The organism is Candidatus Binatia bacterium, from assembly GCA_036493895.1.
Lineage (GTDB): Bacteria > Desulfobacterota > Binatia > UBA1149 > CAITLU01 > DATNBU01.
Window position 1 is genome coordinate 1 of record DASXOZ010000016.1, and the last position, 23,794, is coordinate 23,794.

At 63.7% G+C, this 23,794-nt stretch carries 20 protein-coding genes and 1 tRNA gene; 13 read left to right on the forward strand and 8 right to left on the reverse strand.

Going from position 1 to position 23,794, the window contains the following annotated elements; genetic code table 11:
- The 9 genes from VGK20_04005 to aroD all read left to right on the forward strand — a co-directional run.
- Positions 1-440 (forward strand): hypothetical protein (locus VGK20_04005; GenBank protein ID HEY2773200.1); only part of this gene is annotated, 440 nt, incomplete at its 5' end.
- A 491-nt stretch (positions 441-931) separates the two neighbouring features.
- Complete coding sequence (locus VGK20_04010; protein ID HEY2773201.1) at positions 932-2,146, forward strand: site-specific integrase; 1,215 nt, start codon at positions 932-934, stop codon at positions 2,144-2,146.
- A gap of 183 nt (positions 2,147-2,329) precedes the next feature.
- Positions 2,330-3,010 carry a hypothetical protein gene (locus tag VGK20_04015; GenBank protein ID HEY2773202.1) on the forward strand — a complete coding sequence of 227 codons (681 nt, stop codon included), beginning with the start codon at positions 2,330-2,332 and terminating at the stop codon, positions 3,008-3,010.
- A 731-nt stretch (positions 3,011-3,741) separates the two neighbouring features.
- Positions 3,742-3,885, forward strand: coding sequence for a hypothetical protein (locus tag VGK20_04020; protein HEY2773203.1), 144 nt, complete (start codon positions 3,742-3,744; stop codon positions 3,883-3,885).
- 2 nt (positions 3,886-3,887) lie between these two features.
- A complete protein-coding gene (locus tag VGK20_04025; GenBank protein HEY2773204.1) occupies positions 3,888-5,066 on the forward strand; it encodes an AAA family ATPase in 1,179 nt (392 codons plus the stop codon).
- A gap of 286 nt (positions 5,067-5,352) precedes the next feature.
- Positions 5,353-5,790, forward strand: a complete 438-nt coding sequence (locus VGK20_04030) for a hypothetical protein (GenBank protein ID HEY2773205.1) — start codon at positions 5,353-5,355, stop codon at positions 5,788-5,790.
- Complete coding sequence (locus VGK20_04035) at positions 5,774-6,004, forward strand: hypothetical protein (protein HEY2773206.1); 231 nt, start codon at positions 5,774-5,776, stop codon at positions 6,002-6,004. The genes VGK20_04030 and VGK20_04035 overlap by 17 nt, the downstream gene beginning before the upstream one ends.
- Positions 5,994-6,245 carry a hypothetical protein gene (locus tag VGK20_04040; GenBank protein HEY2773207.1) on the forward strand — a complete coding sequence of 84 codons (252 nt, stop codon included), beginning with the start codon at positions 5,994-5,996 and terminating at the stop codon, positions 6,243-6,245. The genes VGK20_04035 and VGK20_04040 overlap by 11 nt, the downstream gene beginning before the upstream one ends.
- Positions 6,246-7,016: 771 nt before the next feature.
- Complete coding sequence (gene aroD / locus VGK20_04045) at positions 7,017-7,784, forward strand: type I 3-dehydroquinate dehydratase (GenBank protein HEY2773208.1); 768 nt, start codon at positions 7,017-7,019, stop codon at positions 7,782-7,784.
- Between the two features lie 355 nt (positions 7,785-8,139).
- Here the strand turns inward: aroD and VGK20_04050 are convergent, their stop codons facing one another.
- The gene (locus VGK20_04050) at positions 8,140-8,823 is read right to left on the reverse strand and encodes an FRG domain-containing protein (protein ID HEY2773209.1); all 684 of its coding nucleotides are present in this window, start codon (positions 8,821-8,823) and stop codon (positions 8,140-8,142) included.
- 555 nt (positions 8,824-9,378) lie between these two features.
- Between VGK20_04050 and VGK20_04055 the strand changes: the two genes are divergently transcribed.
- The 3 genes from VGK20_04055 (at position 9,379) to VGK20_04065 (ending at position 11,180) form a co-directional block, all read left to right on the forward strand.
- A complete protein-coding gene (locus VGK20_04055; GenBank protein ID HEY2773210.1) occupies positions 9,379-10,158 on the forward strand; it encodes a tetratricopeptide repeat protein in 780 nt (259 codons plus the stop codon).
- 3 nt (positions 10,159-10,161) lie between these two features.
- Positions 10,162-10,311 carry a hypothetical protein gene (locus tag VGK20_04060; GenBank protein ID HEY2773211.1) on the forward strand — a complete coding sequence of 50 codons (150 nt, stop codon included), beginning with the start codon at positions 10,162-10,164 and terminating at the stop codon, positions 10,309-10,311.
- A gap of 170 nt (positions 10,312-10,481) precedes the next feature.
- Positions 10,482-11,180 (forward strand): DUF1566 domain-containing protein, encoded by a 699-nt coding sequence (locus VGK20_04065; GenBank protein ID HEY2773212.1) that lies wholly within the window; start codon positions 10,482-10,484, stop codon positions 11,178-11,180.
- A 1,284-nt stretch (positions 11,181-12,464) separates the two neighbouring features.
- Here VGK20_04065 and VGK20_04070 read toward each other — a convergent pair.
- The 3 genes from VGK20_04070 to VGK20_04080 form a co-directional block, all read right to left on the reverse strand.
- Positions 12,465-12,540 (reverse strand) — tRNA-Thr (locus VGK20_04070).
- Between the two features lie 196 nt (positions 12,541-12,736).
- A complete protein-coding gene (locus VGK20_04075; GenBank protein HEY2773213.1) occupies positions 12,737-13,510 on the reverse strand; it encodes a hypothetical protein in 774 nt (257 codons plus the stop codon).
- Between the two features lie 244 nt (positions 13,511-13,754).
- Positions 13,755-16,466, reverse strand: coding sequence for a DUF4215 domain-containing protein (locus VGK20_04080; GenBank protein ID HEY2773214.1), 2,712 nt, complete (start codon positions 16,464-16,466; stop codon positions 13,755-13,757).
- A gap of 159 nt (positions 16,467-16,625) precedes the next feature.
- On the opposite strand from VGK20_04080, the gene VGK20_04085 reads away from it, so the two are divergent.
- Positions 16,626-17,402, forward strand: a complete 777-nt coding sequence (locus VGK20_04085) for an NYN domain-containing protein (GenBank protein ID HEY2773215.1) — start codon at positions 16,626-16,628, stop codon at positions 17,400-17,402.
- 85 nt (positions 17,403-17,487) lie between these two features.
- Here VGK20_04085 and VGK20_04090 read toward each other — a convergent pair whose 3' ends face one another.
- The 4 genes from VGK20_04090 to VGK20_04105 all read right to left on the reverse strand — a co-directional run bounded on the left by VGK20_04090 (position 17,488) and on the right by VGK20_04105 (position 23,726).
- Positions 17,488-18,546, reverse strand: coding sequence for an LLM class flavin-dependent oxidoreductase (locus VGK20_04090; GenBank protein ID HEY2773216.1), 1,059 nt, complete (start codon positions 18,544-18,546; stop codon positions 17,488-17,490).
- A gap of 193 nt (positions 18,547-18,739) precedes the next feature.
- The gene (locus tag VGK20_04095; GenBank protein ID HEY2773217.1) at positions 18,740-19,870 is read right to left on the reverse strand and encodes a nitronate monooxygenase; all 1,131 of its coding nucleotides are present in this window, start codon (positions 19,868-19,870) and stop codon (positions 18,740-18,742) included.
- 122 nt (positions 19,871-19,992) lie between these two features.
- On the reverse strand, positions 19,993-22,533 hold the full coding sequence (locus tag VGK20_04100) for a PAS domain S-box protein (protein ID HEY2773218.1): 2,541 nt from the start codon (positions 22,531-22,533) through the stop codon (positions 19,993-19,995).
- A 116-nt stretch (positions 22,534-22,649) separates the two neighbouring features.
- A complete protein-coding gene (locus tag VGK20_04105) occupies positions 22,650-23,726 on the reverse strand; it encodes an ergosterol biosynthesis protein (GenBank protein HEY2773219.1) in 1,077 nt (358 codons plus the stop codon).
- Positions 23,727-23,794 lie beyond the last annotated feature (68 nt).

The following is a 23,794-nucleotide window of genomic DNA, read 5'->3' on the forward strand; positions in this document are numbered from 1 at the left end:
AGCGCATAAATCAGGACCCCTCGGCGGCCGGGATCGTGATGTCAATTACCATCGAGAACAGAGTAATGCGGCTAGACATCACGGCGATGCCTGGAACTACGAGTGTGGCTGCGGCAATGCGGGTCGTGTTGATGACGGCACGATTGGCCAAGCCTGACTACGCGGAGATGCGTTTCGCCAACGAGGGGAAGGATCTCTTTGTGATCGACGGCAGTGCGATCCGCGACATCGGACGACAGTTTGTTTGGGCGGAGGAAGACAAAGGACAAAACCCGATTCATCTTATCCGGCTATTCATAGATGCATTGCGATACCCAGACGGCACTCGCGTTGCGCCTGTGTTCCCAGGCTCTCTGTTTGGCGACACCTCGGTCGCAATCAAGACGATGACGGATATTTTCAACCCGGAGTGGGTCATAAAAGGAACGAGGATTTTTTAGTTTCTCGCGAGGATCGACGCGGCATAACCTCGGCTCCGTCAGGTGCGTCTGAGCTTCAAGAATTTGCAGACCCCATCCCCATGCCAGCGCGAGCACGCCAGGGTTTTCAGATCAGAACCAGAAGTAGGTGATGCCGTACCTAGCCTTCTCACGGGACTTACGACCGAAAGCCGCCTTTTCTTCGACCCGGAAGGCGCCGCGCATCGGTAGCTCATCGGTAGCGCCCCGCGACGGCGCAAGCTGGCAGTCCGTAAGTTTTTGATTTTGCTGGAGCTGACGCCCGGATTCGAACCGGGGACCTGCTGATTACGAATCTCAGGATGTCCTATCGTCGGGCGATACACCGCGACAAGGCGAGACACAAAACCCGCTAGGTTCGGCCTATTTTCCTGCAGATTCGCGCCTAGCGCAATCTGTGTGCGTCTCCCCTTGTCTTTGCCCGCTTGATGCCGCATTGATGCCTCACTGGGTTCTTGACCTCGGAGGCCACCTTGAGCGACACACCACAGAAGCGCCATACCGTCAGGCTCACCAAGAGATCCGTCGAGGCTCTCCCAGCTCCAACCGGCGCTTCACGTGACACCAAGCGCTTCGACAGCGTAGTGCGCGGTTTCGGAGTGCGCGTCTACGCCACCGGGCGCCGCGCGTTCATCTTCCAGTACCGCAACCGAACGGGGGCGATCCGGCGAATCAGCCTGGGCGAGTTCCCGCTCGTGTCTGTGGAAACGGCCCGGGAGAACGCCGAACAGAAGCGCGCCGCTGTCGGTCGCGGGGAGGACCCGGCCGAGAACAAGGCGCAAGAACGAAAGGCCGAGACGTTCAGCGCCTTCTCCGAGCGCTGGATCACGCGCCATGCCAAACCGAAGAAGAAGGACAGCTCGCTACGAAATGACCGGCTCAACCTTCGTCTTCACCTGCTACCCGCCCTTGGTGACCTAAAGCTGCGCGATATCACTCGCGCCGATGTCGAACGCCTGCACGACTCGATGGCCGACAAGCCAACGGCCTTCAATCGCTGTCTCGCTTTACTCTCCGAGATCATGACCAAAGCCGAGGCGTGGGGGGAAACCGAAGGAAAGGCCAATCCGTGCAAGCACGCAGCACGCTACCCGGAGCGCAAGGTGACACGGCCACTCTCCGACAAGGAAGAGGCTGAGCTGTGGAAGCAGTTGGCCAAGTCAGACGAGGCGCCGTGCGTTGTCGCCGCCCTGAGCCTTTTGCTACACACCGGCTGCCGTCTCGGCGAGGTCCGCAGTCTCAAATGGTCAGAGGTGGATCTGAAGCGCGCGGCGCTGGACCTCGCGGACAGCAAAACCGGAGCGCGAACCGTCTATCTCTCGCCGAAGGCCGTAGCGCTCCTACGCGCGCAGCCCAAGACTTCGTTCTTCGTGTTTCCTAGTCCTCGAAGCCCAAAGAAGCCGGTCGGCGATTTAGAACATCCATGGCGACGCATCCGCGAAGCCGCGAAACTCACGGACGTCAGAATTCACGATCTTCGACACACTTTCGGCGCCCGTGCCATCAGCGCAGGTCTGACACTTCATCAGACGGGGAAGCTCCTCGGCCATGCCAGCGCGGCGACGACGCAGCGTTACGCGCACCTGATCGAGAGCGAGCAGCGAGCCGCAGTGGCGCAGCTCTCCGCGCATCGGACCCGCGCTCAGGCCAACACCAAGGTCAAGCAGCGACGGGCGGCCAAGAAGTAGCGCTGCGTGCGGCCTCCTTGGCCCAAACCTCCGCTTGTTCTCGATCGCGCCGCGTTCAAGCGCATCATGAGGACTCTCGACGTTCCCGCTTCTGCCATCCTCAACTGGCGGTGGGCCGTGAATACGGTGCCAACGTTGAGTCCACGATGGCATTGGAACCTGCACCGTCACCTGGACTCTATGGTGGCCGATGCCTACGTACACGCACGCGGGAGCGGCCCCCATCGAACCTTCGTTCAGTGCGGTGAGGCGCTGCACAGCCTTCAGCGATCCGCCGAGCGAGTCGCTGACATCCTCGGCGAGGTGAAGACCAGACGGAAACCCATATCGCTGACGAACGCCCGGCTCGGACTTCGCGTAGCGATGAGGGATGCACTCGCCGACGATGACCATGCCGGCTTCCTCCAGCAATGGGGCAGAGACGAGGCCGCGATGGATCGCCTTCCCGATGAGGCCTTCGATTTTCCAAGCGGGCATCCGCCTCCGCCTAGGCCCAAGTACGCTCTTCAACTTGTCGATAGCGAGGCTCTGGACGAGGAAGCAGCGCGATCCATCGCAGCCGCAGCTTTTCGCGCGCACTACGCGATGCAAACCTTCAAGATGGCCGCACTCGGACGCCGACCGGCACACCGTCCCGCGGACAGAGCCACGGCACGAACCCTTCGTTTGCTAGCCGAAATCTACCGCGATCTTACGGGCGAGCGGCGCCCGAGAGCGGCCCGTGATCGAGAGCACGGTGCCCTCATCCACGGCGAGTTTGGCCAGTTCGCACGCCAGTTCTTCATTGAGGTGAAGAAGGCGCACCCTGGAACCCAAATTCCGACACTCAGGGCGATCGAGAGATGGGCACAGGCCCAACACTGACCGATCTATCAGCGAGTTATCTGAGTTCCGGGTGACGGGCGCCGAGGCCCTACCGAATAGTCTGCCAGCGTCGAACGACGTCTTGAAGCGTCGCTCGACGGAGGCACGATGAACCCTTCACCTGACCTTCTCTCCTCCGCGGATGCAGCCGCTCGCTTTGGCTTCAGCGAACCTCGGCTTCGCCAGTGGCGCTGGCAGAAACGCGGGCCTCGATATCTGAAGATTTCGACTCGCTGCTACTACCGAGTCGAAGATTTCGAGTCATGGCTTGCGAGGCACGCCATCGAGCCCGAAGGCGACGCGGGCCGTTCGCAGTGAGAGCTGTCGCGACTTTTGCCGAGACGGCGCTCGCCGTCCGTGAAGCTGTGCCCATCGATAGGCTAGCTGCAAGCCTTGGCGTCAAGTTGGTCCGCGGGCGCGGCCCCTGCCCTATCTGCGGAACCTCGCACACCTCCCAAGCCTTCAGCGTTCGCGATCACCGTTGGCACTGTTTCGCCTGTGGGGCTCACGGAGACGCCATCGACCTCGTGCGGGCTGTTCGTGGCTGTTCGCCGCGGGAAGCCCTGGCGGAACTAGCGAGCGAGGCTGGCATCGACCCCAAGCAGCCGGTCCCGTCGCGCTTACGTCGTCTCGTGGCACTGGACGATCTGCGACGACGGACCGCGAGGCTTCGTGCGCGGCGTCTAACCCTGCTCGCCGCGGAGGCGGGGCGTGCTGAGCGACTCGCCGACATGGACGCCGAGGCTGCCGGCATTGTCTGGCGGATGGGTCTCACCGACCGGGCAAGCGAGCTGGCGTCTACGGCGAACGCGGAGCGGGAACGCGCGGAGCGACTCGATCGCGACGCCGAGCGACTCGCCGAGGAGCCTGCGTGACGATGCTGAACGGATGCCCGTGGGAGGATACAGCGTCGCCGACCGATACGGACGCGCCACCGTGGGCGAGCATCGCCGGTCGGTTCTTCGATTCCGGCGAAAGCTCGCAGGACTCAACGCACGAGTGGCAATTCCCTGGACCGAGCGACGACTTTCGGGCCGCCCGTATCGGTCACGAAGAAGGTGGCCGTGTGTGCACGAAGGCAGGATCTGGACCCTATGCGTTGATCCCACTCTCCGCCTTGCCCGACGACCCGGTAAAGCCCGAGGACGTGCTCTGGGGCGATCTTCTCTTCCGCGGCGCCACGACGGTGCTAGCGGGCCAACCCGGAGCGGGAAAGACGACGTTCGCGCGAGGTATCGCTGTTGCCGTCGCGACGGGCGGCGAGTTTTGCGGCTTCCGAGGTCCACCCAATGGCGCTGCGGTGATCTACTTCGACTACGAGACACCCGGCGCCTACCGCATACCCCGTTGGAAACTTGTCTGCGGAGACGACCTCTCAAACGTCAGTAATCTTTTTGTAAACGATGCTTACGCGCCCTTCGATCCGCAGGTAGTCGCCGCAGAAGCACAAAGACTCGGCGTGGCGCTGATCGTCGTGGACACGCTGGCGCGTGCGACGTGCGTCGAAGACGAAAACAAGAGCTCAGAAATGTCTCGGGTTATGGAGGACTTCGACATAGTTGCGCGCGAGGCGCATTGCGCGCTCTTAGTCGTCACGCATCAGTCGAAGAACAATCACACGGGCTACCGCGGCTCTTCCGCTATCGGTGCTTCCGCCTCTGTCGTCGTCACATTCGGGCGCGCGAACACGGACCAGGGAGCGGACCCGGACTCTGCCGTCTACGTCCTCACCATCGAGAAGAACCGGCTCGGGGGCGACGGCCCTGTCCGGCTGATGCGCGATGGGGATGGCGGCTTCAAGCTGGCGCCCGACGCTGACGGCTTCGCCGAGGTATCCCGAGCCGAGCGTGCAATCCTCGACGTGCTCGATGCTGCCGGCGAGCGGGTAGCGCGCAAAGACCTAGTGGCTGCCGTCTCCCGCCGTCTCTCCGAATCTGGCAAGGCCCCGAGCGAGCGCACTATCGAGCGGGCGCTCGACAAACAATTCGGGCTCGGTCGCGTCCTGCGACCAGCGACGGGCTTTTACCGCACACCTTCGGCGAAGGTGTCCCCATGATCCGATTCGACAGGGCTCAACGGCGCTCCGTCACCGGCCGCGGGCGCTCCGACAACCCCGACAGCCCCGCCACCCTAAAGAGTGGCGGGCGTCGTGTCGGAGTCGGTGACGGACGATCCGGGCAGACGCCTGTCAGGACAGTTCAACAGCGATCTCCGACAAGCTCCGCCACGAGCGACATGGCGCCGATGTCGGAGCGTGTCGGAACCGACGATAAAGAAACGAACGGGTAGCATGGCGGAGATACCCGTTTTGATAGGCGGGAAACTCGGGAAGGTGACGGCCGATGCATGAACCCACAGACGAGACGCGACGAGTAGTCGAAGAGGCTTCCGGGCTCGGACTCCCGCAAGCCCAGGTCGGGCTCCTGATCGGCGTCAGCGAGAAAACCTTGCGGCTTCATTACCGCGAGGAGCTGGACCGGGGCATGGCCGTCGCCAACGCGGCCGTCGCACGGTCGCTTTTCCGGGCCGCGACGGCCGATGGGAACGTGACGGCGATGATTTTCTGGTGCAAGACTCGCCTCCGTTGGGCTCCCCCGCCACGCGAGGAACTGGTGCGCCTCTCGACCGAGCCTCCCGCGCCGACGTGGGCGCAGATCGCACCGAGCCTTGCGGCCCTTGCCGGCTCTAGTGATCCGCAGGCGTTGGCCGACGTCATGCTCAAGCTTCGGCGCCTGGACCGCCTCGAACATGAAGGAGGCTGCGATGCGGAAGAAGGCTGAGGACATGACCGACGCGGAATTGTGCACGCGGATCGGCATACCAGCTGACTGCCCAGACGACGTGCTGCGCGCGTTCACGGAGGCGAGAGTCGCCGACCTGACCCGCGAAGGCATCCAGACCGTAAAGGCGGCCACACCGGAACAGCAGTCATCGAGCCCGGAACGTGGAGAGCAAGCCCGATGCCTGTCGCTTCGTGGTCACCATGAAGCCTGAGCCCGCTTCGAGGAAGAAGCCCGAGCAGATGACCCACGAGGAGCTCCGCGCGGCGTGCGGCGTCCCCGAGGGCTGCCCCCAAGACGTGATGCTGGCCGTCCTGCGAGGGGAGATCGACCGCGCGAGCGGCGGAGGCGTCGAGGCCGTGCGGGCCGCCGTGCGGGAGCAGGAGAACTGGAGCCCGGAGCGCAACGAAGAGGCCCGGCTCCGGTCGCCGCAGCGGCAACGACGCGTGACGTGACGCTTGAGCACGCCGCCCGCTGGGAGTCGCACCTGAAGCGGTCGCTGTGTAGGGGAGAGGCTTCAACGGGGCGAGAGAGTACCTGCGTCCACCGGTACTGGTCGGGTTGCTGTGAATCGCGAGTGACATCTTCCATCGTCGGTCCCCTCCCGCCTGACGTTTCCCTTGTGTCGGGGGTTCGTCGGCGCAGCAAGAGTACGATGCCCGCACCGGGTTGAGCCAGACGGCGGGCCTCCGCAGTTTCGCGGCATGGGGGTATTCCGATACTCGGCTTAAGGGAGCCTCGGGACTCCCGAATCTCGGAATCCAGGGGTGGCCGCCAACGCCGTCATTAGCCTGGGGGGTTGGGTACAGCGTACGCATCCGAATGGCGGCCTGGGGGGCGCAGATGAGCCCCTGACCATCCGTGATGACCGTCCTGCCCCCCGGCCTCGAATCGAGTTGAAGGGGAGAGGGCGTCGCTCTGACGGCGATTCTCCGGTAGCCTGAATCATAGGTCCGACGGTCGTAGCGGGGGCAAATTTCGGGGAAGGAGCGATGAAAAACCCGTTAGCGCCTCGATATCAATTGACATGGCATGGGTGGCCTTGCATCTAATGCCGCCGTCGCCCGGGGGTGGGGAAGTCTTCAGCCTGTGGTTCTTTCGGGCTGAACATGTCAGTGAGGGGAAACGTCAGACGGACGCAGCAAGGCCCGAATTTCGTCGGGTTGGCCTTGTTATTGCATGCCGGCAGTGACGGCGACCGGAAAGAAAGGAGATCTTCACCAGTCATGAAAATCGAGAAGGTCAAGCACCCGGCCTTGGGGCCTGTTGTGCTCAACGGCACACCTCGACTTGTTGTTGGTTTCACCGATACCGTGTCCGCCGAGACGGCGCGGGCGGCCTTCGACCACGGCGTTGATATCGCCGAGCTCCGAATCGACCAGTTCTCGTCCCACGAAGAAAGCTACGTCCTTGCCCAAGTGGGGAAGTTCCGTCGTTTGCCGACGATCGCGACGATCCGCACCGGAGATCAAGGCGGACGGTACCGTAAGTCTTCGACCGAGCGGCTTCGCCTGTTCCAGGCCATCATTGGTGAGGTGGACGCGGTCGATGTTGAGCTCGCGGCGGAAATTCGCGACGACGTAGTCGAGTTCGCGGCGGCGAATCGGAAGTTGGCCTTGGTTTCGTTCCATGACTTCGAGGCCACACCGTCTCTTGAGCGGCTTTTGGTTGTTGTGGATGAGGCCAAGGCTGCTGGCGCCGATGTGGTCAAAGTCGCGACCATGGTGCAGACCATGGAGGATGTCCAAACCCTCGCGCGTCTGACCCTTAGTAGGGCTCACTCGAATGTCGCGATCATTGGTATGGGGGCGCTCGGAGTTCTCACGCGCGTATTCCTACCGGCGCTCGGATCGCTGCTCACGTATGCATACATTGGACAGCCTACTGCGCCAGGCCAACTTGACGCAGATATGATGTTTGAACAGCTGCGGCTGATGTATCCTTCCTTCAACGAAGAGAAGATCCGTGAGTTGCGACTTGTTGAGAACTACTAGTTCGCAAGTGAACGCATAGTCTCAATCCCTAGTGGGGAGTCGCGCACTACGCTGCTCCCCACTAAGGATCGAAACTGAGGCAGCAGGCAGACGAGATAGCGTCCGATTCCCCTGCCGCGGTATCTCCCAATCCATACCTAACCATCCGTTGGTCGCTGGCGCGGCCGGTGTGAAACTGCGCTCAGGCGCCGCGCCCGGTCTCTGATTGATGCAATTGCGGGTGGCGGTTGTGTAGCCGTCCCTCACATTTGGCGGAAGTGGAGAGGTGACGCGTGCCGCTATGCATTTGAGGCCTCATTCCAAGTCTCGCGCCACGTGGTATGGGTCAGCAGTGCGGGTGAGCCGCTGCGGCGAGTTATCGACTGAGTTCGAGTCTGAGATTGCAGAACATCGAGGCCCCGTAGAGATCGGGGAACAAGGACAAATGATTGATGTTCATCCTGTGGAGGGCTTTTAGCACCTCGGGACGATCAGTCCCGGGGATGGAGTACTTCGTGAGTACTGGGACCGAATCACCTTTGAAATGCTCGGCCAGCCATTGTTCGATGGTTTTGCCGGTGGGCGCCAACGTGAACAATCCACACTGACTGACCAACCTGGGATTGTCGTTCGTGATCGGGCGGTAGAATTGAAGTTGGGGAGCGGGGTTGGTTTTGAATTTTGCGTTGCAATATTCCTCCACCACAGTGCGGTCGAGCCCAAATACCGCCCTATGCGTTCTCTCCCCTTTGACGTGATCCTCGGCGAAGGCGAAAAACAGCGCGGCAAATGGCGCTGCGGTCCAGTCAACGAGCGGCGTCACAAGGCCCTGGTGTTGGCCGAGCGCAAAGACATCCTGTTCAGCCTTTAGCTCAACCGGATTCTCCCCGCGACGTCCGCGAATGGCATACAGAAATTCGCTTCGATGTCTGTCGCGGAGGTCTGCGTCCTGCTGCAGACCAAGCGTGCGTGCGAGCCGATCCAGACTAGATTCCAAGGACCAACTGGCGAGCCGCTGACCTCGCCAGACTATGTCGTGACCTGGGATCTCAGTTTCCAAGTCTTCTATTGCGCGATCAAAGTCTTTCCATGACTTCAACTGGAGTGTCCGAACTCCGTTTTTGGCTTTTGCGTTTTGGTGTTTCATGGACTCTAGATTGCGTGACGCTGCGCGCTGTGCGTTCTGTTGAAAATACGCCGTCGAGCCTATTCACGACGGCCGCCGCTACTTTTATCCGTACTTCGCTAGACCCAATCTGCCATCGTCGTCATAGATGGGAAGCCCTATCAAAAGTGTAGCTCGCACCCAACAATGACGCTATCGCGTAGACGTTAGCGGCGCGGGGAACAATGGATCGCCTGACGCATATCGTGAGATACGAGCGCGCCACGATTTGTCCAAAACGACACCTCTCGCGTAGCCTCAGGCCGCGCTGCCAGCTATCCCCGCGGCAATGGCCTCTTTTCTAGCGGCGATGCGGCAGATCCGGGCGGGCCGGGGCTGAAGCCGCGCGGGAGGTGTTCACCGAGTTAGAACGGAGCGTCGCCGCCAGCTCGTAGCTTCTTGCCAACCGCGGGTGTCGCCATGCTACCGCCAGTCTGGCAACCTAGTCCGATGGAAGCGCGAAGCCTGACGACCGCCGCCTTCTTGACGCTGCTCAGCTGGTGCGCGCCGTCCCCCGTTGCCGCCGATCAACCGCTGGACGCCGTTCGGGCGCGAGCCGATCACGGCGACGCTGCAGCACAGAACACTCTAGGCGTCATTTACGCCCACGGTATCGGCATTCCCCAAGACGCTGAAAAAGCGGTCACGTGGTATCGCAAAGCCGCGGAGGGCGGGAGTGTGGATGCGCAGGCCAGTCTCGGTTGGATGTACGCGCAAGGCGATGGTGTGCCGCAGGACTATGCCGAGGCGGTGAAGTGGACTCGCAAGGCGGCGGAGCACGGCAACGCCGTGGCACAGCTTAACCTTGGCGGGATGTACGGAACCGGCCACGGCGTTCCTCAAGACTACGCTGAAGAGGTGATCTGGTATCGCAAGGCTGCCGAGCAAGGGAACATGGTCGCGCAACTCGGGCTCGGTAGCGCGTGCGCTAGTGGTGACGGTACACCACAAAACTACACCGAGGCACTGAAGTGGTTCCGCAAGGCCGCCGATCAAGGGAGCCCTCTCGCAATGGACTTGCTCGGCGATACATACACGCTGGGCAAAGGCGTTCCACAGGACTACGTGCAGGCACACAAGTGGTACAATCTTGCCGCCGCGAAGGGCCGCCCGGATGCCGGCAAAAGTCGCGACACGGTGGCGGCCAACATGACGCGCGAACAGATTGCCGAGGCGCAGAAGTTGGCGCGTGAGTGGAAGCCGAAGCCCACGAAGCGAGCAGAGAAATAAGCTGTGTCCGACCTCGCCTTCCTCCTTCACCGTGCCGACCGCCTTCTTGCGGCGATCCTGACGGGACGAGTAGGAGCCGACGCTGCTCGCGAACTCGCGGAGGTGCTGGCTGAAATCGAGGCCGTGGCAAGATCGGTCGGCCCGCCGCCGTGACGCGCGACACTCATGTGGAATGGCGTTGGCGAAGCCTTCGGAACAACATCAGACCCGTGAGCAAAACAACTCGCGCTTGGGCCGTCGTCACTCTACTGTTTTCTGCGCGAGTCGCGCTGGCCGCTCAGCCTCTCTGTGGCGATGTCAATGACAGCGGAAATCTAACCGCCGTGGATGCGCTGACGGTGCTCAAGGCCGCCGTGGGCATACCGATTGAGATGCAGTGCGGCGTATGTACCACGCTGTGCGGTAACGGTCTTATCGATCCTGGAGAAGAGTGTGATGGAAACAATCTCGCCGGTGCGACGTGCGTGACCGAGGGCTCCATAGGAGGGACGCTTGTCTGCTCACCGAACTGCTTGCTCGACACGAGCGGCTGCTCTTTCGCTAAGCGGTTCGATGCGTCCGGCCCGACCATCATCGACCATTCAACAGGCCTTGAATGGGAGAAGAAGGATGGCGCCGGCGCTGGGCAGAGCAGCGGGCCTCACGATGTCGATAATCTGTACTCGTGGGGCGGCGCTTTCGGCGCGGAACCGGAGCCAAACGGCTCAGTGTTCACGGACTTCCTCGCTGAGCTGGATGACCAGCTATACCCGCACACTGGACACTGCTACGCGGGGCACTGTGATTGGCGACTACCATCCCTGGAGGAACTGCAAGGCATCGTCGTCCCTCTTTGTCCCGCTCCCCCCTGCGTGATCGATCCAGCGTTTCTCCCGTCACCGCAGGGCGGATGCTGGACTAACGATGTGGACTCCGACGAACCTTACGCCGCGGTGTGGGCAGTGAGCGGATGGTCCGGGACTTCCGGCATCGGCGCCCCGCAAAACCCTTGGTACGTCCGCGCGGTCCGCAGCACGCCCTAGTCTCAATTTCCGACCGCCCCCAGTGAGAGCTTCGGAGAATCGAAGGGAGGGATGACATTGGCGAAATGCTGCGATTGTGGTCAGCGAGCCGGACTTTTCTTCGACGTGTGTGCAAAAGCGCCGAAGCACGAAGAAGTCGCGAGCAGACCGCGCCTCAAACATCGAACGAACGGCGAGCGGATCCAGCGCTCGAGTCGTGGCCACCAAAAGGCTCCGCGCACTTTGTGTGAAGATGCGTCCTGATCCTCTTCGCTATCTCGCTTGCCCGGCTCGTCGCGCAGGATTCCTTCCCCGGCTCTGACTCGGCCAAGCCTATCCTAGTGGTCCTGTTCGTGGGCGTCGCGTCTGCGGCGGCGGGCTTGCTTCAAGATCAAAGCCGACGGCGCGCAGTCATCGAGTGGTTGACAAAAAGCTGCCTCGACGGCCCCCATCGTCTGTTTCTGGTCTGTGCGTGTACTTGGGCGGTCGTTGCGCCGCGGTTCGCCGAGACGGAGCATTGCCCGGTAAGAACGGTCTACAACTGGGCGTCGCAATGGAGAGAGACTTGCTCTGGCATGAGTACGTCGCTGCTCACGGTGGTCGTAGTTAGCCCCCTTCCCCCGTTTCTCGCCTACGTTGCTCTGTTCTTCCTCGGTCCGCCGGTGCTGCGCTGGATTCGCGAAGGGTACGCCTAGGGCGAGAATCCGTAGGGGTCTCCCCGCCATTTCTAGCGCGGCAACTCCGCAACTACGCTCGGTGGTGTCTTAGTTTGAGAAGCCTACGGACTTCGCCGCGCGCAACGGAACAGGTCGTCCGCGTAGCACTCGGTGTCGAGAGTACCGCTAGGTCCGGGGCACCTAATCCGAGCTGCCTGCTGGCAATCAGACTCGACCGGCCGAAATGCGAAGAATGCTGCCAGGGCGATGGCGATCACCGCTGCGCCAATCGCCATGTTCCGCTGTGTGGTTAGATCCATGTGGATTGGGGGACGGGGGAATGAAACACATCGGGCGGACACACGACAAGCCACTTGTGCTCGTCGAGTGGAAAGAGAAGCACGCAGCCGACTCCACGCCGGCAGGATTGGCATCGCACCCCTACGCTCGGCTGCCCTTTTTATGGACGGCAACTTCTGCCGTGCCTTTCGGTACGCGAGATCCGCGGTCCGCTGCCGTGACTTTCCCTTGAAGAAGAGGCGGTAGTCCGACAGCCAACAGCGGGGGGCACGATTTCCGGTCTCTGATGCCGCCCTGATGCCGCAGTCGGGAGAAACTACCGCAACGTGAGCCTAACTAGTTGATTTCATGGAGCTGACGCCCGGACTCGAACCGGGGACCTGCTGATTACGAATCAGCTGCTCTACCAACTGAGCTACGTCAGCGTGCCGAGGGAGGGGCTGCCGTCGGGCGGCCCGGAGCCGAGCCTTATAGCCCATGCCGCCGGACGAGCAAGATTCCCGGTGAAACGGCCGATTCGAGGCGGATTTCCGTCCCATCGACCTGCCCCGTTCGGCTCCGCCCCCGTCCTCGATCGCTGACCAATCGCGGATTGCGCGTCCCGCGATCAGGCCCTTCGCCTCAGTGGCACGCGCAGATCCGGGCTACGCCGCCTGTACCCGCAGACGAGGTCGTGGCGGGAACCGTGCAACGACCACGCAACGACGGTAGTTGGTACGAGCACCCAACGCCGAGGCCGCAGTTCGGGTCGCTCGGGAAGTCCAGCCCGGTTCCCGGTGCGCCGAGGTCGTCGAGCAGCTGTTGGCACGCAACATCGGTACCACCGGACCCCGCGACAGTGATGGTCGCGTTGTCGAAGCTCATCCCCTGGGCGCCACACGCGTCGTCGCAACTATCGCCAGCCGCGCCGAGAAAGAAGCATGCGCCGGCGTAAACCTCGCCAGGGCAGATGTTGTTGCATGCGCTCGCGTTGAAGTCGCAGGTGCCGGTACAGGCAAGCTGACCAACGATGTAGCCGAACGACGAGCAGCTGTAGCCGTCGAGATCGGAGCCATCGCAGTGCTCGCCTACGGCGTTGACAACGCCGTCGCCGCACGTCGGGATGTTCTTCGCTCCGGACAGAATGGCCGCCGTCGCGGCCGTTTGTGCGGCAATGTAACTGTCCATCTGCGCGGTCGCCACGTTGTCGGGACACATCCCTCCGCCGTTGCCCTCGGCGCTGTCCCACTTGGCGCCGAACTTCGTCGTGCAGGCGCTGTAGTCCGGCGTGCCGGCGGTGCTGATCGCCACTGCTTCGGCCTTCTCGCGGCACGAGTAGTACTGTCCCGCAAGCTTGTTTTTGCTGGCTTCGCACTTGTCGGCAGGCGAAGGTCCCGCAACGGCTGCCGTGGCCATCAAGGTAATCAAGCTCGACACAATGACGAGTGTCCGCATCTCTTCCCCCTATAGTCTGTGAGTAGTCATCTGAACCGGCCGCCGAGTGGCGACGGCCGCAGATCGTCCACGCTGACCAACCCTATGGCAAATCTGGCGTAACCCCAGCAAAAAGCGGGCGCCGGGGCACCCAGCTCAAATACTTGCTATCTGGAGTTGCAGTCCGCCGCGGCGCGCGACGCGACGCCGCTTCGCGAGTCAGCAATCAGAAGTCGTTGCGATCCGTCACGTCGATCACCAGCCGCGTCGTATTGTTCGACGGATCGGTGTCGCCCTGCCCCGTCGCCGTGATCAGCGCCGTGCAGCGGCGCGGTGAGTCGTTGCTCGGCGAGGTGAACGCATCCGCGCGGATCGTCAGCCCGAGCACCCCTCGCGCCCTCTTGCCGCGGCGCAGGAGGAACTGGCTCTGGTGGCCGGCCTGGCGGCGGTCGAAATCGACGTAGCCCACCGTCCCCGGCGGGCAGTCGCCGTCGCTCGCGCTCACCGTGACGTCCATGTCCGACGAACCGGCCGGGATGCTGCTCGACCGGTGCACCGATGGTTTGATCTGCTGCGAGACGCTCGCCTGGCCCGGCGGGATCTTGATCGCGACCGGCTTCATGCTCTCGACCCAGAACTCATCGCCGGTCTGTCCCACGGGGTCGGCACTGTCGGTGACGTCGAGGTTCACGGCGTACGCGTTGTTGTCCGGGGTCGGATCCTCGCTGTCGCCGCTGGCTTCGCTCGCGAAGAACCACAGCGTGCAGCGCGTCGGCGTGCGGTGATCGAAGGGCGCGAACATATCGCGTGAAACCGTAACCTGCGCGATCGCCGTGGCCGGAGTTCCGCCGGCTACGAGCGTCGTGTCCTGCACCCCTTCGGCGCCGCGGTCGAAATCGGGCTGTCCGGTCACGGTGCCTTGCGGGCAGTCGCCGTCGGTGGCGACCAGGCGAATCTGGTGACCCGGATCCTCGCGTACCGGGTTCACGTCGGCATTTTTCACCTGCACGGTGATGTTCGACGTAAACGGATCGTTGCCGACCGGAATCGACACCTCGATGGGATCGAACGTCAGCACGACGCTGTCGTGCACCTGCGGGAACGTGCAGTCGGGATTGCACGCCGCAGCTCCGGTGCCGGTAGTACCGGCGTTGTCGCACTGCTCGTTGCCCTCGACGCGGCCGTCGCCGCACTGCTCGAGCAGGCAGTGGGCGTCGCAGCCGTCGCCGTTTGTGCGGTTTCCGTCGTCGCACTCCTCTTCGCCGACGCGGATGCCGTTGCCGCACGCCGAAACCGTGCAGTTGCCGTCACACCCGTCGCCGTCGACGGCGTTGCCGTCGTCGCACTGCTCGCTGCCCGCGGCGATGCCGTTGCCGCATCGCGAGACGGTGCAATCGGCATCGCAGCCGTCGCCGCTGGTGAGATTCCCGTCGTCGCACTCTTCGTCTGCGCCTACGTTGCCGTTGCCGCAGCCGGTAAAGCGGCAGTTGGAATCGCAGCCGTCGCCGTCGACGAGGTTGCCGTCGTCGCACTGCTCACCGGCGGTGACGACGCCATTGCCGCACGCCGTTCGCGTACAGTTGGAATCGCAGCCGTCGCCATCGACGAGGTTGCCGTCGTCGCACTGCTCGTCGCCGGCGGCAACGGCGTTGCCGCACGCGGAGATCGTACAGTTGGCGTCACAGCCGTCGCCGCTTGCGGTATTGCCGTCGTCGCAGGCTTCGAAGGCGGGATCGACAGTGCCGTCGCCGCAGGTGCCGGCGCCGGCGCTTCGCAGGCAGACGACGTTGACGTACGCGCGGTTGCCGGAGTACCAGCCGTTGGCAAAGCAGCCGTCGCGAAGCGCCGTCGTCTGCACCTGGCTTGCCGGTACGTCCGACAGCGCGAAGTCCGGACCGAGAGCGTTGCCGTTGGCGTCGTAAGCTCGCGCGTGGGCCGGCCCGATGAAGTTGGCGGTCGAGTTGTACTCGCGCCAGACGACGAGCAGGTTTCCGTGCGAATCGTACGCGCAGTCGGCCTGGTTCAGGTAATCGGAACTGAGCGTCTTGATGACGGTGCGCGCGCCGACTGGATCTCCGCTGCTGGTGAAACGGCGCATCCACATTTCGGCGCGGGGCCCGGCGGCTCCTCCGTTGATTGCGTCGAAGTTGGCATGGCCGCACACCGCGATCTGACCGTCCGTGCTCGTTGCGACCTCGTCGACGATTCCAACGCTCTCGATCACGAAAGCATCGGTGGCCGGCGTCAGATCGGCGTGGAAGATCCGCGCCCAGCTCTGGTTGGGCTGCCAATTGTCGGCCCAGACCACGACGACACCGCCTTCGGGAAGCGTATCGAGATCGATCTCGAAACCGGCCGTATTCTCGGCGACCTTGACGGCGGTGGTCAGTGCATTGCCGAGCTTGTCGTACGAGCGCACCCAGATGCCGTTCTGCCTCCACGTGTAGACGGCGCCGCCGTCGCGGTAAGCGACGTGATCGGCATTCATCGGTCCGGTGTTCGGCGTGTCGATGCGCGCCTCGCCGGAGACCGCGATGCCCGAGTTGTTCAGTCTGCGAGCGTACAGGGCGCGCGGGCTTCCGTCCTTCGAGTACATCCACGCGCCGACGTATCCCCCGTCGCGGTCGGCGACGATGTTCGGATACAGCGCGTAGCCGCTGGCGTCGATGCGAAGCGGCGGCGATTGCTCGACGCCGGCGCGAGAGAAGCGGTGCGTGACGATGCTGCTGTTGCGATCGGGCGGTCCGTTGAACTCGCCCCAGATCACCATGAACCCGCCGTCGGCGGCCGGCGCGACGTCGACCTGCTGCAGGTTGCTGGCAAAAGTCGGCTGGCCGGCCTGGAAGGTCGGAACATCGATGGTCTGCGCCGCGGCAGCGGTCGCGGCCATCGCCGAGAAAAACCCGCCGAGCGCGGCGGCCCGGGAGAATCGGCTCATCGAAAGGGACCCCGTGGCGGCGCTATCACGCTGCATTTGCCGCGGTCAAGGGATGTCCGGGCAGGTTTGGTTTTTGCCGGAAAGTCCGGGCGGGATCTGCAACTCCTCTTATGCAGTTACCCGTTGGGACCCGTCCCGGGTTCCACCTATGGTGCGGGAATGGCTGAAGAATCCTTGATCGCCATCTTCGTCGATTTCGAGAACCTCGCGATCGGCTCCCGCGACATGCACGAAGGCGAGTTCCGCATCGATCTCGTCCAGAAGCGCCTTCTCGAGAAGGGGCGTATCGTGTTCAAGCGCTCCTACTGTGACTGGAATCGCTACCGCGGCGCCGTACGCGATTTTCACGCGCAGGGTTTCGAGATGGTCGACATCCCGGCCGGCAAGATGAGCGGCAAGAACTCGGCCGACATCCGCATGGTCGTCGACGCGCTCGACCTCTGCCACAGCAAGGACCACATCGACGTGTTCGCGCTGCTGACCGGCGACAGCGATTTTTCGCCGCTCGTCAATAAGCTCAAAGAGAACAACAAGCGCGTGATCGGCTGCGGGGTGAAGAGCTCGACCTCCGAGCTGCTCGTCTCGATGTGCGACGAGTTCCTCTACTACGACGACCTCGTGCAGTCGGCCGAGAAGACGAAGGCCCGCTCGCGCAGCAGGACAAAAAAGAGCGCGCCCAAAGAGGGCAAGCCCGACCCGAAGTCCGATGCGGTCGACATGCTCGTCGCGATCGTCGCGTCGCTGGCCGAAGATTACGATCCGGTCTGGGGATCGCTCGCGAAGCAGACGATGCGCCGCGTGCACCCGGATTTTCGCGAAGAGCGCTACGGCTACGCGAGTTTCAATGAGCTGCTGAAAGACGCGGAAACCCGGGGAGTCGTTGCGCTCGAGTACGACCAGGGTCGCGGCAACTACAAGATCCGCTCCAAAGCCTGAGGTATGCGGATAAGTAATGGGGTCAGGCACCAGGCGAATAGTGCCTGACCCCATTCCCCTGGTGCCTGACCCCATTACAAAGGCGTCATGCCAGGGCCGGCATCACCTTTTCGCTGAACAGGCGCATGCTTCGCTGCGCATAGTCGTTGGGAATCCCCGCAAACCGGAAGCACGCGTTGAAGAAGAAATCGCCGATCTTCTCCCCGCGGCTGCGCAGCTTGTCGATGATCATTTCCGGAGTGCCCCAGGCCTGCACGTCAACGTAGGTCTCGACGACGTGCTCGAGACCGATCGCACGCAGCACGTCGACGGCGTTGCCGTACATGTCGTACCCCTTGGCATTCTTCAGGTGATCGCTCATCAGCTCGTAGTGGTCGAACACCGTGACGAGATAGCCGGCGATGTACTTGCGGGCCATCTCGCGCGCCCGTGACGCATCGTCGTCGCAGACGATCATGTCGGCGGTGACCACCGGCGGGATCGTGATCCCCGGATGCTGTTCGCGCATCATCGTGCGGTAATGGCCGATCGATTCCCTGGCCGAGTCCCACGCGGCCTGCGAGAACATCGCCATGCCGGTGCCGAGGCGCGCCGCTGCTTCGACCGAATCGGGCGACATCGCGATGCACCAGACGCGGTCCCGGAAACCCGCGCGAGGTCGCGGGCGGATCTCGGTGGGCTCGCGCGTGTACCACGGGCCCTTGCTCTGGAAGACGCCGGTGTCGAGCGCGTCGAGCACCGAGCGCGCCGCTTCGTCGAAACGATCGCGCGAGGTGTCCATGTCGATGTCAAAGCCCTGGTATTCGCGGCGTGCCAGGCCTCGGCCCATGCCGAAAATCGCGCGGCCGCCGCTCAGGTGGTCGAGCACCGAGAGCTTTTCGGCGACGCGGATCGGGTCGTTCCACGGCAGGATCACGGCGCCGGTGGCAAGGCCGATGCGGCTCGTCTTGGCGGCGAGCCACGCAAGGTACTGCAGGTTGTCGGGACAGGCGGCGTAGTCTCGGAAATGGTGCTCGACGACCCACACCGAGTGGAAGCCGAGGCGCTCGGCCTCCAGCGCCATCGCGGTCTCCTGCTGCCACATCACCGGATCGGGATCGGCGCTCTGGTGGTTCTGGAAGATCTGCAGGATGCCGAAGTTCATGCGGATTGCTCCTCGGTTCGGTTGCGGCGTTGCGTAGGGACAGGCACCAGGCGCTCGGTTCGGTTGCGGCGTTGCGTGGGGACAGGCACCAGGCGCATGGTTCGGTTGCGGCGTTGCGTGGGGACAGGCACCACGCGCCGTGACGACGGCCCGAATCCGTGGCGAGGATCCGGCGCCTGGTGCCTGTCCCCAATCAGTCTTCCATCAGTCCGTTCAGTCGCTCCATCGCCGAGACGAACTCCTCGATCATTTCGGCGACCACGCGCCGCGCGGGCATCGGCGTGTTCATCTGCCCGACGACCTGCCCGACGAAGTACGTCGCGAGCTGCTGCGCGCCGCTGCCTTCCTTGTGCGCGATGCGATGAATGCGGCGCTGCGATTCGGCGACGAGCACGCTCTGCAGCGGCATCGGCAGGGTCTGAGGCGCGCCGGGCTGCTGCCAGGCGTCGGTCCACGGGCTCTTCAGCATGCGCGCCGGCTTTCCGGTCAGCGATCGCGAGCGCACCGTGTCGGCCGAAGAGGCCGAGAGGAACTTCTGGCGAATGACCGGCGACGTCTCGGACTCGTTCGTCGTCAGCCACACCGATCCGCACCAGACGCCCTCGGCGCCGAGCGCCATTGCTGCGGCCATCTGCCGTCCGCACGCGATGCCGCCGGCGGCGAGCACCGGGATCGAACCGACCGCATCGACGACCTGCGGAATCAGCACCATCGTCGCGATCTCACCAGTGTGTCCGCCGCCTTCGGTTCCCTGCGCGATGATGATGTCGACTCCAGCTTCCTTGTGCGCGATCGCATGGTCCACCCGACCGGCCAGCGCAGCGACGGGAACACCGGCCGCGTGGCAGCGGTCGACGAGCCAGCGCGGCGGCGAGCCGAGCGCCGATGCGAAAAACGACGCTCGATTGTCGAATGCAACGTCGATCAGCGGCGCCATGCCTTTGGGATCGACGCGCATGCGCGCCATGCCGCGCTCGCCGGCAACGGGCTCGGGAAGACCCGGCACGTCGTAGCGTTCGAGCAGCTGCTCGAGCCACTGGCGATGTTCGTCCGGAATCATCGAACGCAGTGCGTCGCCGTCGACGCCGCCTTCTTCGGAGCCGGCGTACTTGCGCGGAATCAGCAGGTCGACGCCGAACGGCCGGTCCTTGACCTGCTCACGGATCCACTTGAGGTCGATGTCGAGCTGCTCGGGGGAATGGGCGACGGCACCGAGCACGCCGAGGCCGCCGGCGTTGGTGACGGCAGCGACCACGTCGCGGCAGTGCGTGAACGCAAAGACCGGAAAGTCGATGCCGAGCATCTTCGTGACAGTGGTTCGCATGAGATCCTCGCGACGAAATCCGAAACCGATCCCGCTTTACGGAAGAACGACGTACCCGTAACGCGCACCTGTCCCGCACGACGCGGGTTTGGCGACGCCGGTAATGCGTACGTGTCCCGGATTCAAGCGGCGTGGTCGAGGATTTCGCGGACTTTGCGCACCATGGAGGTCAGCGTGAACGGCTTGGCAAGGAACCCGACCTGCGAGTGCAACACGTCCTGGCGCACGAGGTTGTCATCGGTGTAGCCGCTCATGAGCAGCACATGGACACCGGGCCACCGTTCGCGGATCAGCTCGGCCAGGCGGCGCCCGCCCATCTCGGGCATGACCACGTCGGTGAGGATCAGGTCGACGCGTCCCTGGTGATGCTCGAGCAGACGGATCGCCTCGGGACCGCCACCCGCTTCGAGCACGACGTAGCCGAAGCGTCGCAGCGCGAGCGCGGCAAGGTCGCGCACCGCGCGGTCGTCCTCGACGACGAGCACGGTTTCGCTGCCGCTGGCAAGTACCGTCGTCTTCGGGTTGCCAGCGGACTCTTTGCTGCGGTCGATCGCGGGGAAGTGGATCTTGAACGCGGCGCCGGCTTGCGGCTCGCTCTCGACGTCGATCATGCCGCCGCTCTGCTTGACGATGCCGTGCACCACCGACAGACCGAGTCCCGTGCCGTGCCCGACGCCCTTCGTCGTGAAAAACGGCTCGAAGATTCGCGCGGCCAGCTCATGAGTCATGCCGGTACCGGTGTCGGTGACCGCGAGCTGAACGTGGGGGCCGTGGACGAATCCAGGATGACTGCGGGAGAAATCGCCGTCGAGAACGACGTTGCGAGTCGCGATCGTGAGCGTGCCTCCGACCGGCATCGCATCGCGCGCGTTGACGGCAAGATTCATCAGCACCTGGCCGATCTGGCCCGGGTCGGCGCGGATCCTCGACAGATCGTTGGCCAGCGAGGTCGACAGATCGATGTCCTCGCCGATCAGGCGCTGCAGCATCGTGCACGTGTCGGCGACGACTTCGTTCAGGTCGAGCACCCGCGGCTCGAGCATCTGCTGGCGGCTGGCAGCGAGCAGCTGGCCCGTCAGCGCGCTGGCGCGGGCCGACGCGCTGCGGATCTCCCGGACGAGCGACCGGCACGGATCGGCGTCCGGCAGCGTGCGCAGCACGAGGTCGCTGTAGCCGGAGATCACCGTGAGCATGTTGTTGAAGTCGTGCGCGATGCCGGCTGCCAGTTGCCCCATCGCGTCCATCTTGTGCGCGACGAGCAGCTGGTCTTCCATTTTCTTGCGTGCGGTGATGTCGCGCACCAGACCGGTAAAGCAGGTCCTGCCGTCCTGCTCGAAGCTCGACACCGCCAGCTCCAGCGGAAACTCCGAACCGTCCTTGCGGCGCCCGCTGGCCTCGCGCCCGATGCCGATTACCTTGGCGTTGCCAGTGCGCGCATAGGCGCCGAGGTAGCCATCGTGCTCGCGGTGGTAAGGCTCGGGCATCAGGGTATTGACGTTGTGGCCGATCGCCTCGCCGGCCGAGTAACCGAAGATCGCTTCGGCGGCCCGATTGAAGGTCTGGATCGTTCCTTCCGCGCTGATCGTGATGATCCCGTCCAGTGCCGTGTCGACGACCGACTGCAGCAGCACTTCGGAACGCCGCTGCTTGGTCAGGTCGCGCAGCACCTTGACGAAACCGCGCAGGCTGCGATCACTGTCGTAAAGCGCGGTCAGCACACCGGCAGCCCAGAACTTCGAGCCGTCCTTGCGCACGCGCCAGTGGCGCTGCTCGATGCTGCCGAGCTCGGCAGCCTGCGAAAGATCTTGTTCAGGATCGCCGCGCGTCGCCTCTTCTTCCGTATAGAAGATCGAGAAATTACGACCGAGCACCTCGTCCTCGCGATATCCTTCGATGCGCTCGGCGCCGGGGTTCCAGCTCGTGATGTTGCCGCCGGGGTCGAGCATGTAGATCGCGTAGTCGCGCACGCCGTGGACGAGGAGGCGAAAGCGCTCGTCGCTCGATCGCAGCGCTTCGTCGCGCATCTCGACGGCCTGCTCCAGTGCCTGGTGGCGCTCGGCCAGCTCGATGTTCACCTCGCGCAGCATGCGGTTGGCTTCCTGGATCTGCTGGGCGCGACGGAAGATCTCGAGCTCGATCTCATCGCCGTTGCCGTCACTGGACGGAAGGACTCCCGGGACCGCGGCACCTTCGCGCTCGAGCAGCCAGGCCGTCACGTCGACGACGCGATGAAGAATGGCGACGACGCGGCCGCTGTCGTCGAGGACGGGGTAGTTGGCCGGACTCCAGCAACGTTCCTCCAGACCGTCGCCGTCGGCTCGCGAGATCGGATAACGCTGGACGGCCATCCCGTCGGGCCTGCGCTCACTCAGCACGCGCGCGATGGACTCGCGCATGTTGCGGACGCCCGCGGCGCGGGCGTCGCCGGGCCCGTCGGGAAACACGTCGAACAGGTAGCGTCCGACGAGGGCATCGCGATCGGTGAGCGTTGCCTTGAGAAACGCGTCGCTGGCGGCGACGACTGTCAGCCCGGGATCGAAAACGACGTAAAGGCCGGGCAGCGTGTGGAACAGAAGCTGGTAGTCGGCGACCTGGCCCGAAGGGGCGGTGCTGGCGGGTCCTCCCTGAGTTCCGTTGCGCGCGCTTCGATTGATCTCCGTCACATGGCCCCCGACCTCCCCCGCATCCATTGGCATCGGATGAACGCTCGCTACACGCGGCGCGCGCCGGGAACTGTGCCTCCTAACACATATTCCTAATTCTGATAAATGACATTCGGTCAGTAAATGTATGGAACGATGCGCCACGGGACACGGCGGCAGTACTCGGCCCAAAGCTCGCCGTAACGGGCCGCGCAGCGGCGGTCGTCGTCGGCTTGGCGCGGCAGCAAAAGCGCAACGTAATAGAGGGGATAGAGCCACGGACCGACCGCCAGTGGATAGCCGAGGCTGAGCGCCAGGGCCGAGGCCATCAGGATCTCGCCGAGGTAGTTGATGTGCCGTGAAAGGCCCCAGAATCCTCCCGCCAGCACATGCCGGTCGCCGGCGCTGATCGCCCTCGGCTCGAGAACCCCGAAAGCCAGAGCCTTCGGGTCGCGCTTGAATACGAACTTCTGAAGGTTCGCCCCGCGCGACAGTAGCCATCCTGAAAAGAAGAGGGTGCCGTAGACGAGCAGCAGGCCTTCGGACGTATGCGGATTGGGAAGCTCGGCCGTCGTCCACAGGCCCACCGGATAGAAGAACGGGTAGAAGACCAGGCATCCCCAGCCCAGCTTGAAACCGACCCTTTCTGCCATGAAATCGTAGGTATAGAGGTGCACCTCCTCGAAGTGCAGGTATTCGATGACGAAAAAACTGAACAGCGCCACGTGGAGCATGACCCCTGGCGAGATGTCGTCGGGATGGAGCAGGACGTGGTGGGCCGCGAACGACAGGACGTTCAGCTCCAGCATCACGGCGCCGACCAGATAGAGCACCATCTTCGCGTCGAGCCGGCCGCCGAACCACTGGGGATTCGGGTGGCGGCCCTCGTAGAGCTGGACGAGAAAGCTCCTGCCCGGCAACGGAGGCTGCGAGAGCACGATGGCCAGCGTGAACGCGATGCCGACGGCGAACGCACCGGCCAGCATCTCCCAGCGCCGGGCATAGAAGGCGTCCCAGTCCAGAAGTCCGCACCAGCACAGCACAATCCACGCGACTGTCACGGTGGCCAGGACCAGCGGGCCATTGAGCCGGTAGCGAAGCTTCCGGCCGGTTTCGTGGTGGGCGACGTAGCCGGTGACCCAGCGGCCCGGCAACGCGACGTGGAGAGCGAGGATTGCAGCGTAGATGGCGGCGGGCCAGAAAACGGCGGGCATTCCCTTCGATTGTCGGTCGGCGCGGGTCAGGTCAACAGCTGGCTGGTGCCTGTGGGCTGGTGCCTGTG

Coding starts and splice junctions, on each gene's coding strand:
- VGK20_04020 (HEY2773203.1), top strand. CDS start 3,742: ATGGACGCCGAGGCTGCCGGCATTGTCTGGCGGATGGGTCTCACCGAC.
- VGK20_04025 (HEY2773204.1), top strand. CDS start 3,888: ATGCTGAACGGATGCCCGTGGGAGGATACAGCGTCGCCGACCGATACG.
- VGK20_04030 (HEY2773205.1), top strand. CDS start 5,353: ATGCATGAACCCACAGACGAGACGCGACGAGTAGTCGAAGAGGCTTCC.
- VGK20_04035 (HEY2773206.1), top strand. CDS start 5,774: ATGCGGAAGAAGGCTGAGGACATGACCGACGCGGAATTGTGCACGCGG.
- VGK20_04040 (HEY2773207.1), top strand. CDS start 5,994: ATGAAGCCTGAGCCCGCTTCGAGGAAGAAGCCCGAGCAGATGACCCAC.
- aroD (HEY2773208.1), top strand. CDS start 7,017: ATGAAAATCGAGAAGGTCAAGCACCCGGCCTTGGGGCCTGTTGTGCTC.
- VGK20_04055 (HEY2773210.1), top strand. CDS start 9,379: ATGGAAGCGCGAAGCCTGACGACCGCCGCCTTCTTGACGCTGCTCAGC.
- VGK20_04075 (HEY2773213.1), bottom strand. CDS start 13,510: ATGGCCACGGCAGCCGTTGCGGGACCTTCGCCTGCCGACAAGTGCGAA.
- VGK20_04080 (HEY2773214.1), bottom strand. CDS start 16,466: ATGAGCCGATTCTCCCGGGCCGCCGCGCTCGGCGGGTTTTTCTCGGCG.
- VGK20_04085 (HEY2773215.1), top strand. CDS start 16,626: ATGGCTGAAGAATCCTTGATCGCCATCTTCGTCGATTTCGAGAACCTC.
- VGK20_04090 (HEY2773216.1), bottom strand. CDS start 18,546: ATGAACTTCGGCATCCTGCAGATCTTCCAGAACCACCAGAGCGCCGAT.
- VGK20_04095 (HEY2773217.1), bottom strand. CDS start 19,870: ATGCGAACCACTGTCACGAAGATGCTCGGCATCGACTTTCCGGTCTTT.
- VGK20_04105 (HEY2773219.1), bottom strand. CDS start 23,726: ATGCCCGCCGTTTTCTGGCCCGCCGCCATCTACGCTGCAATCCTCGCT.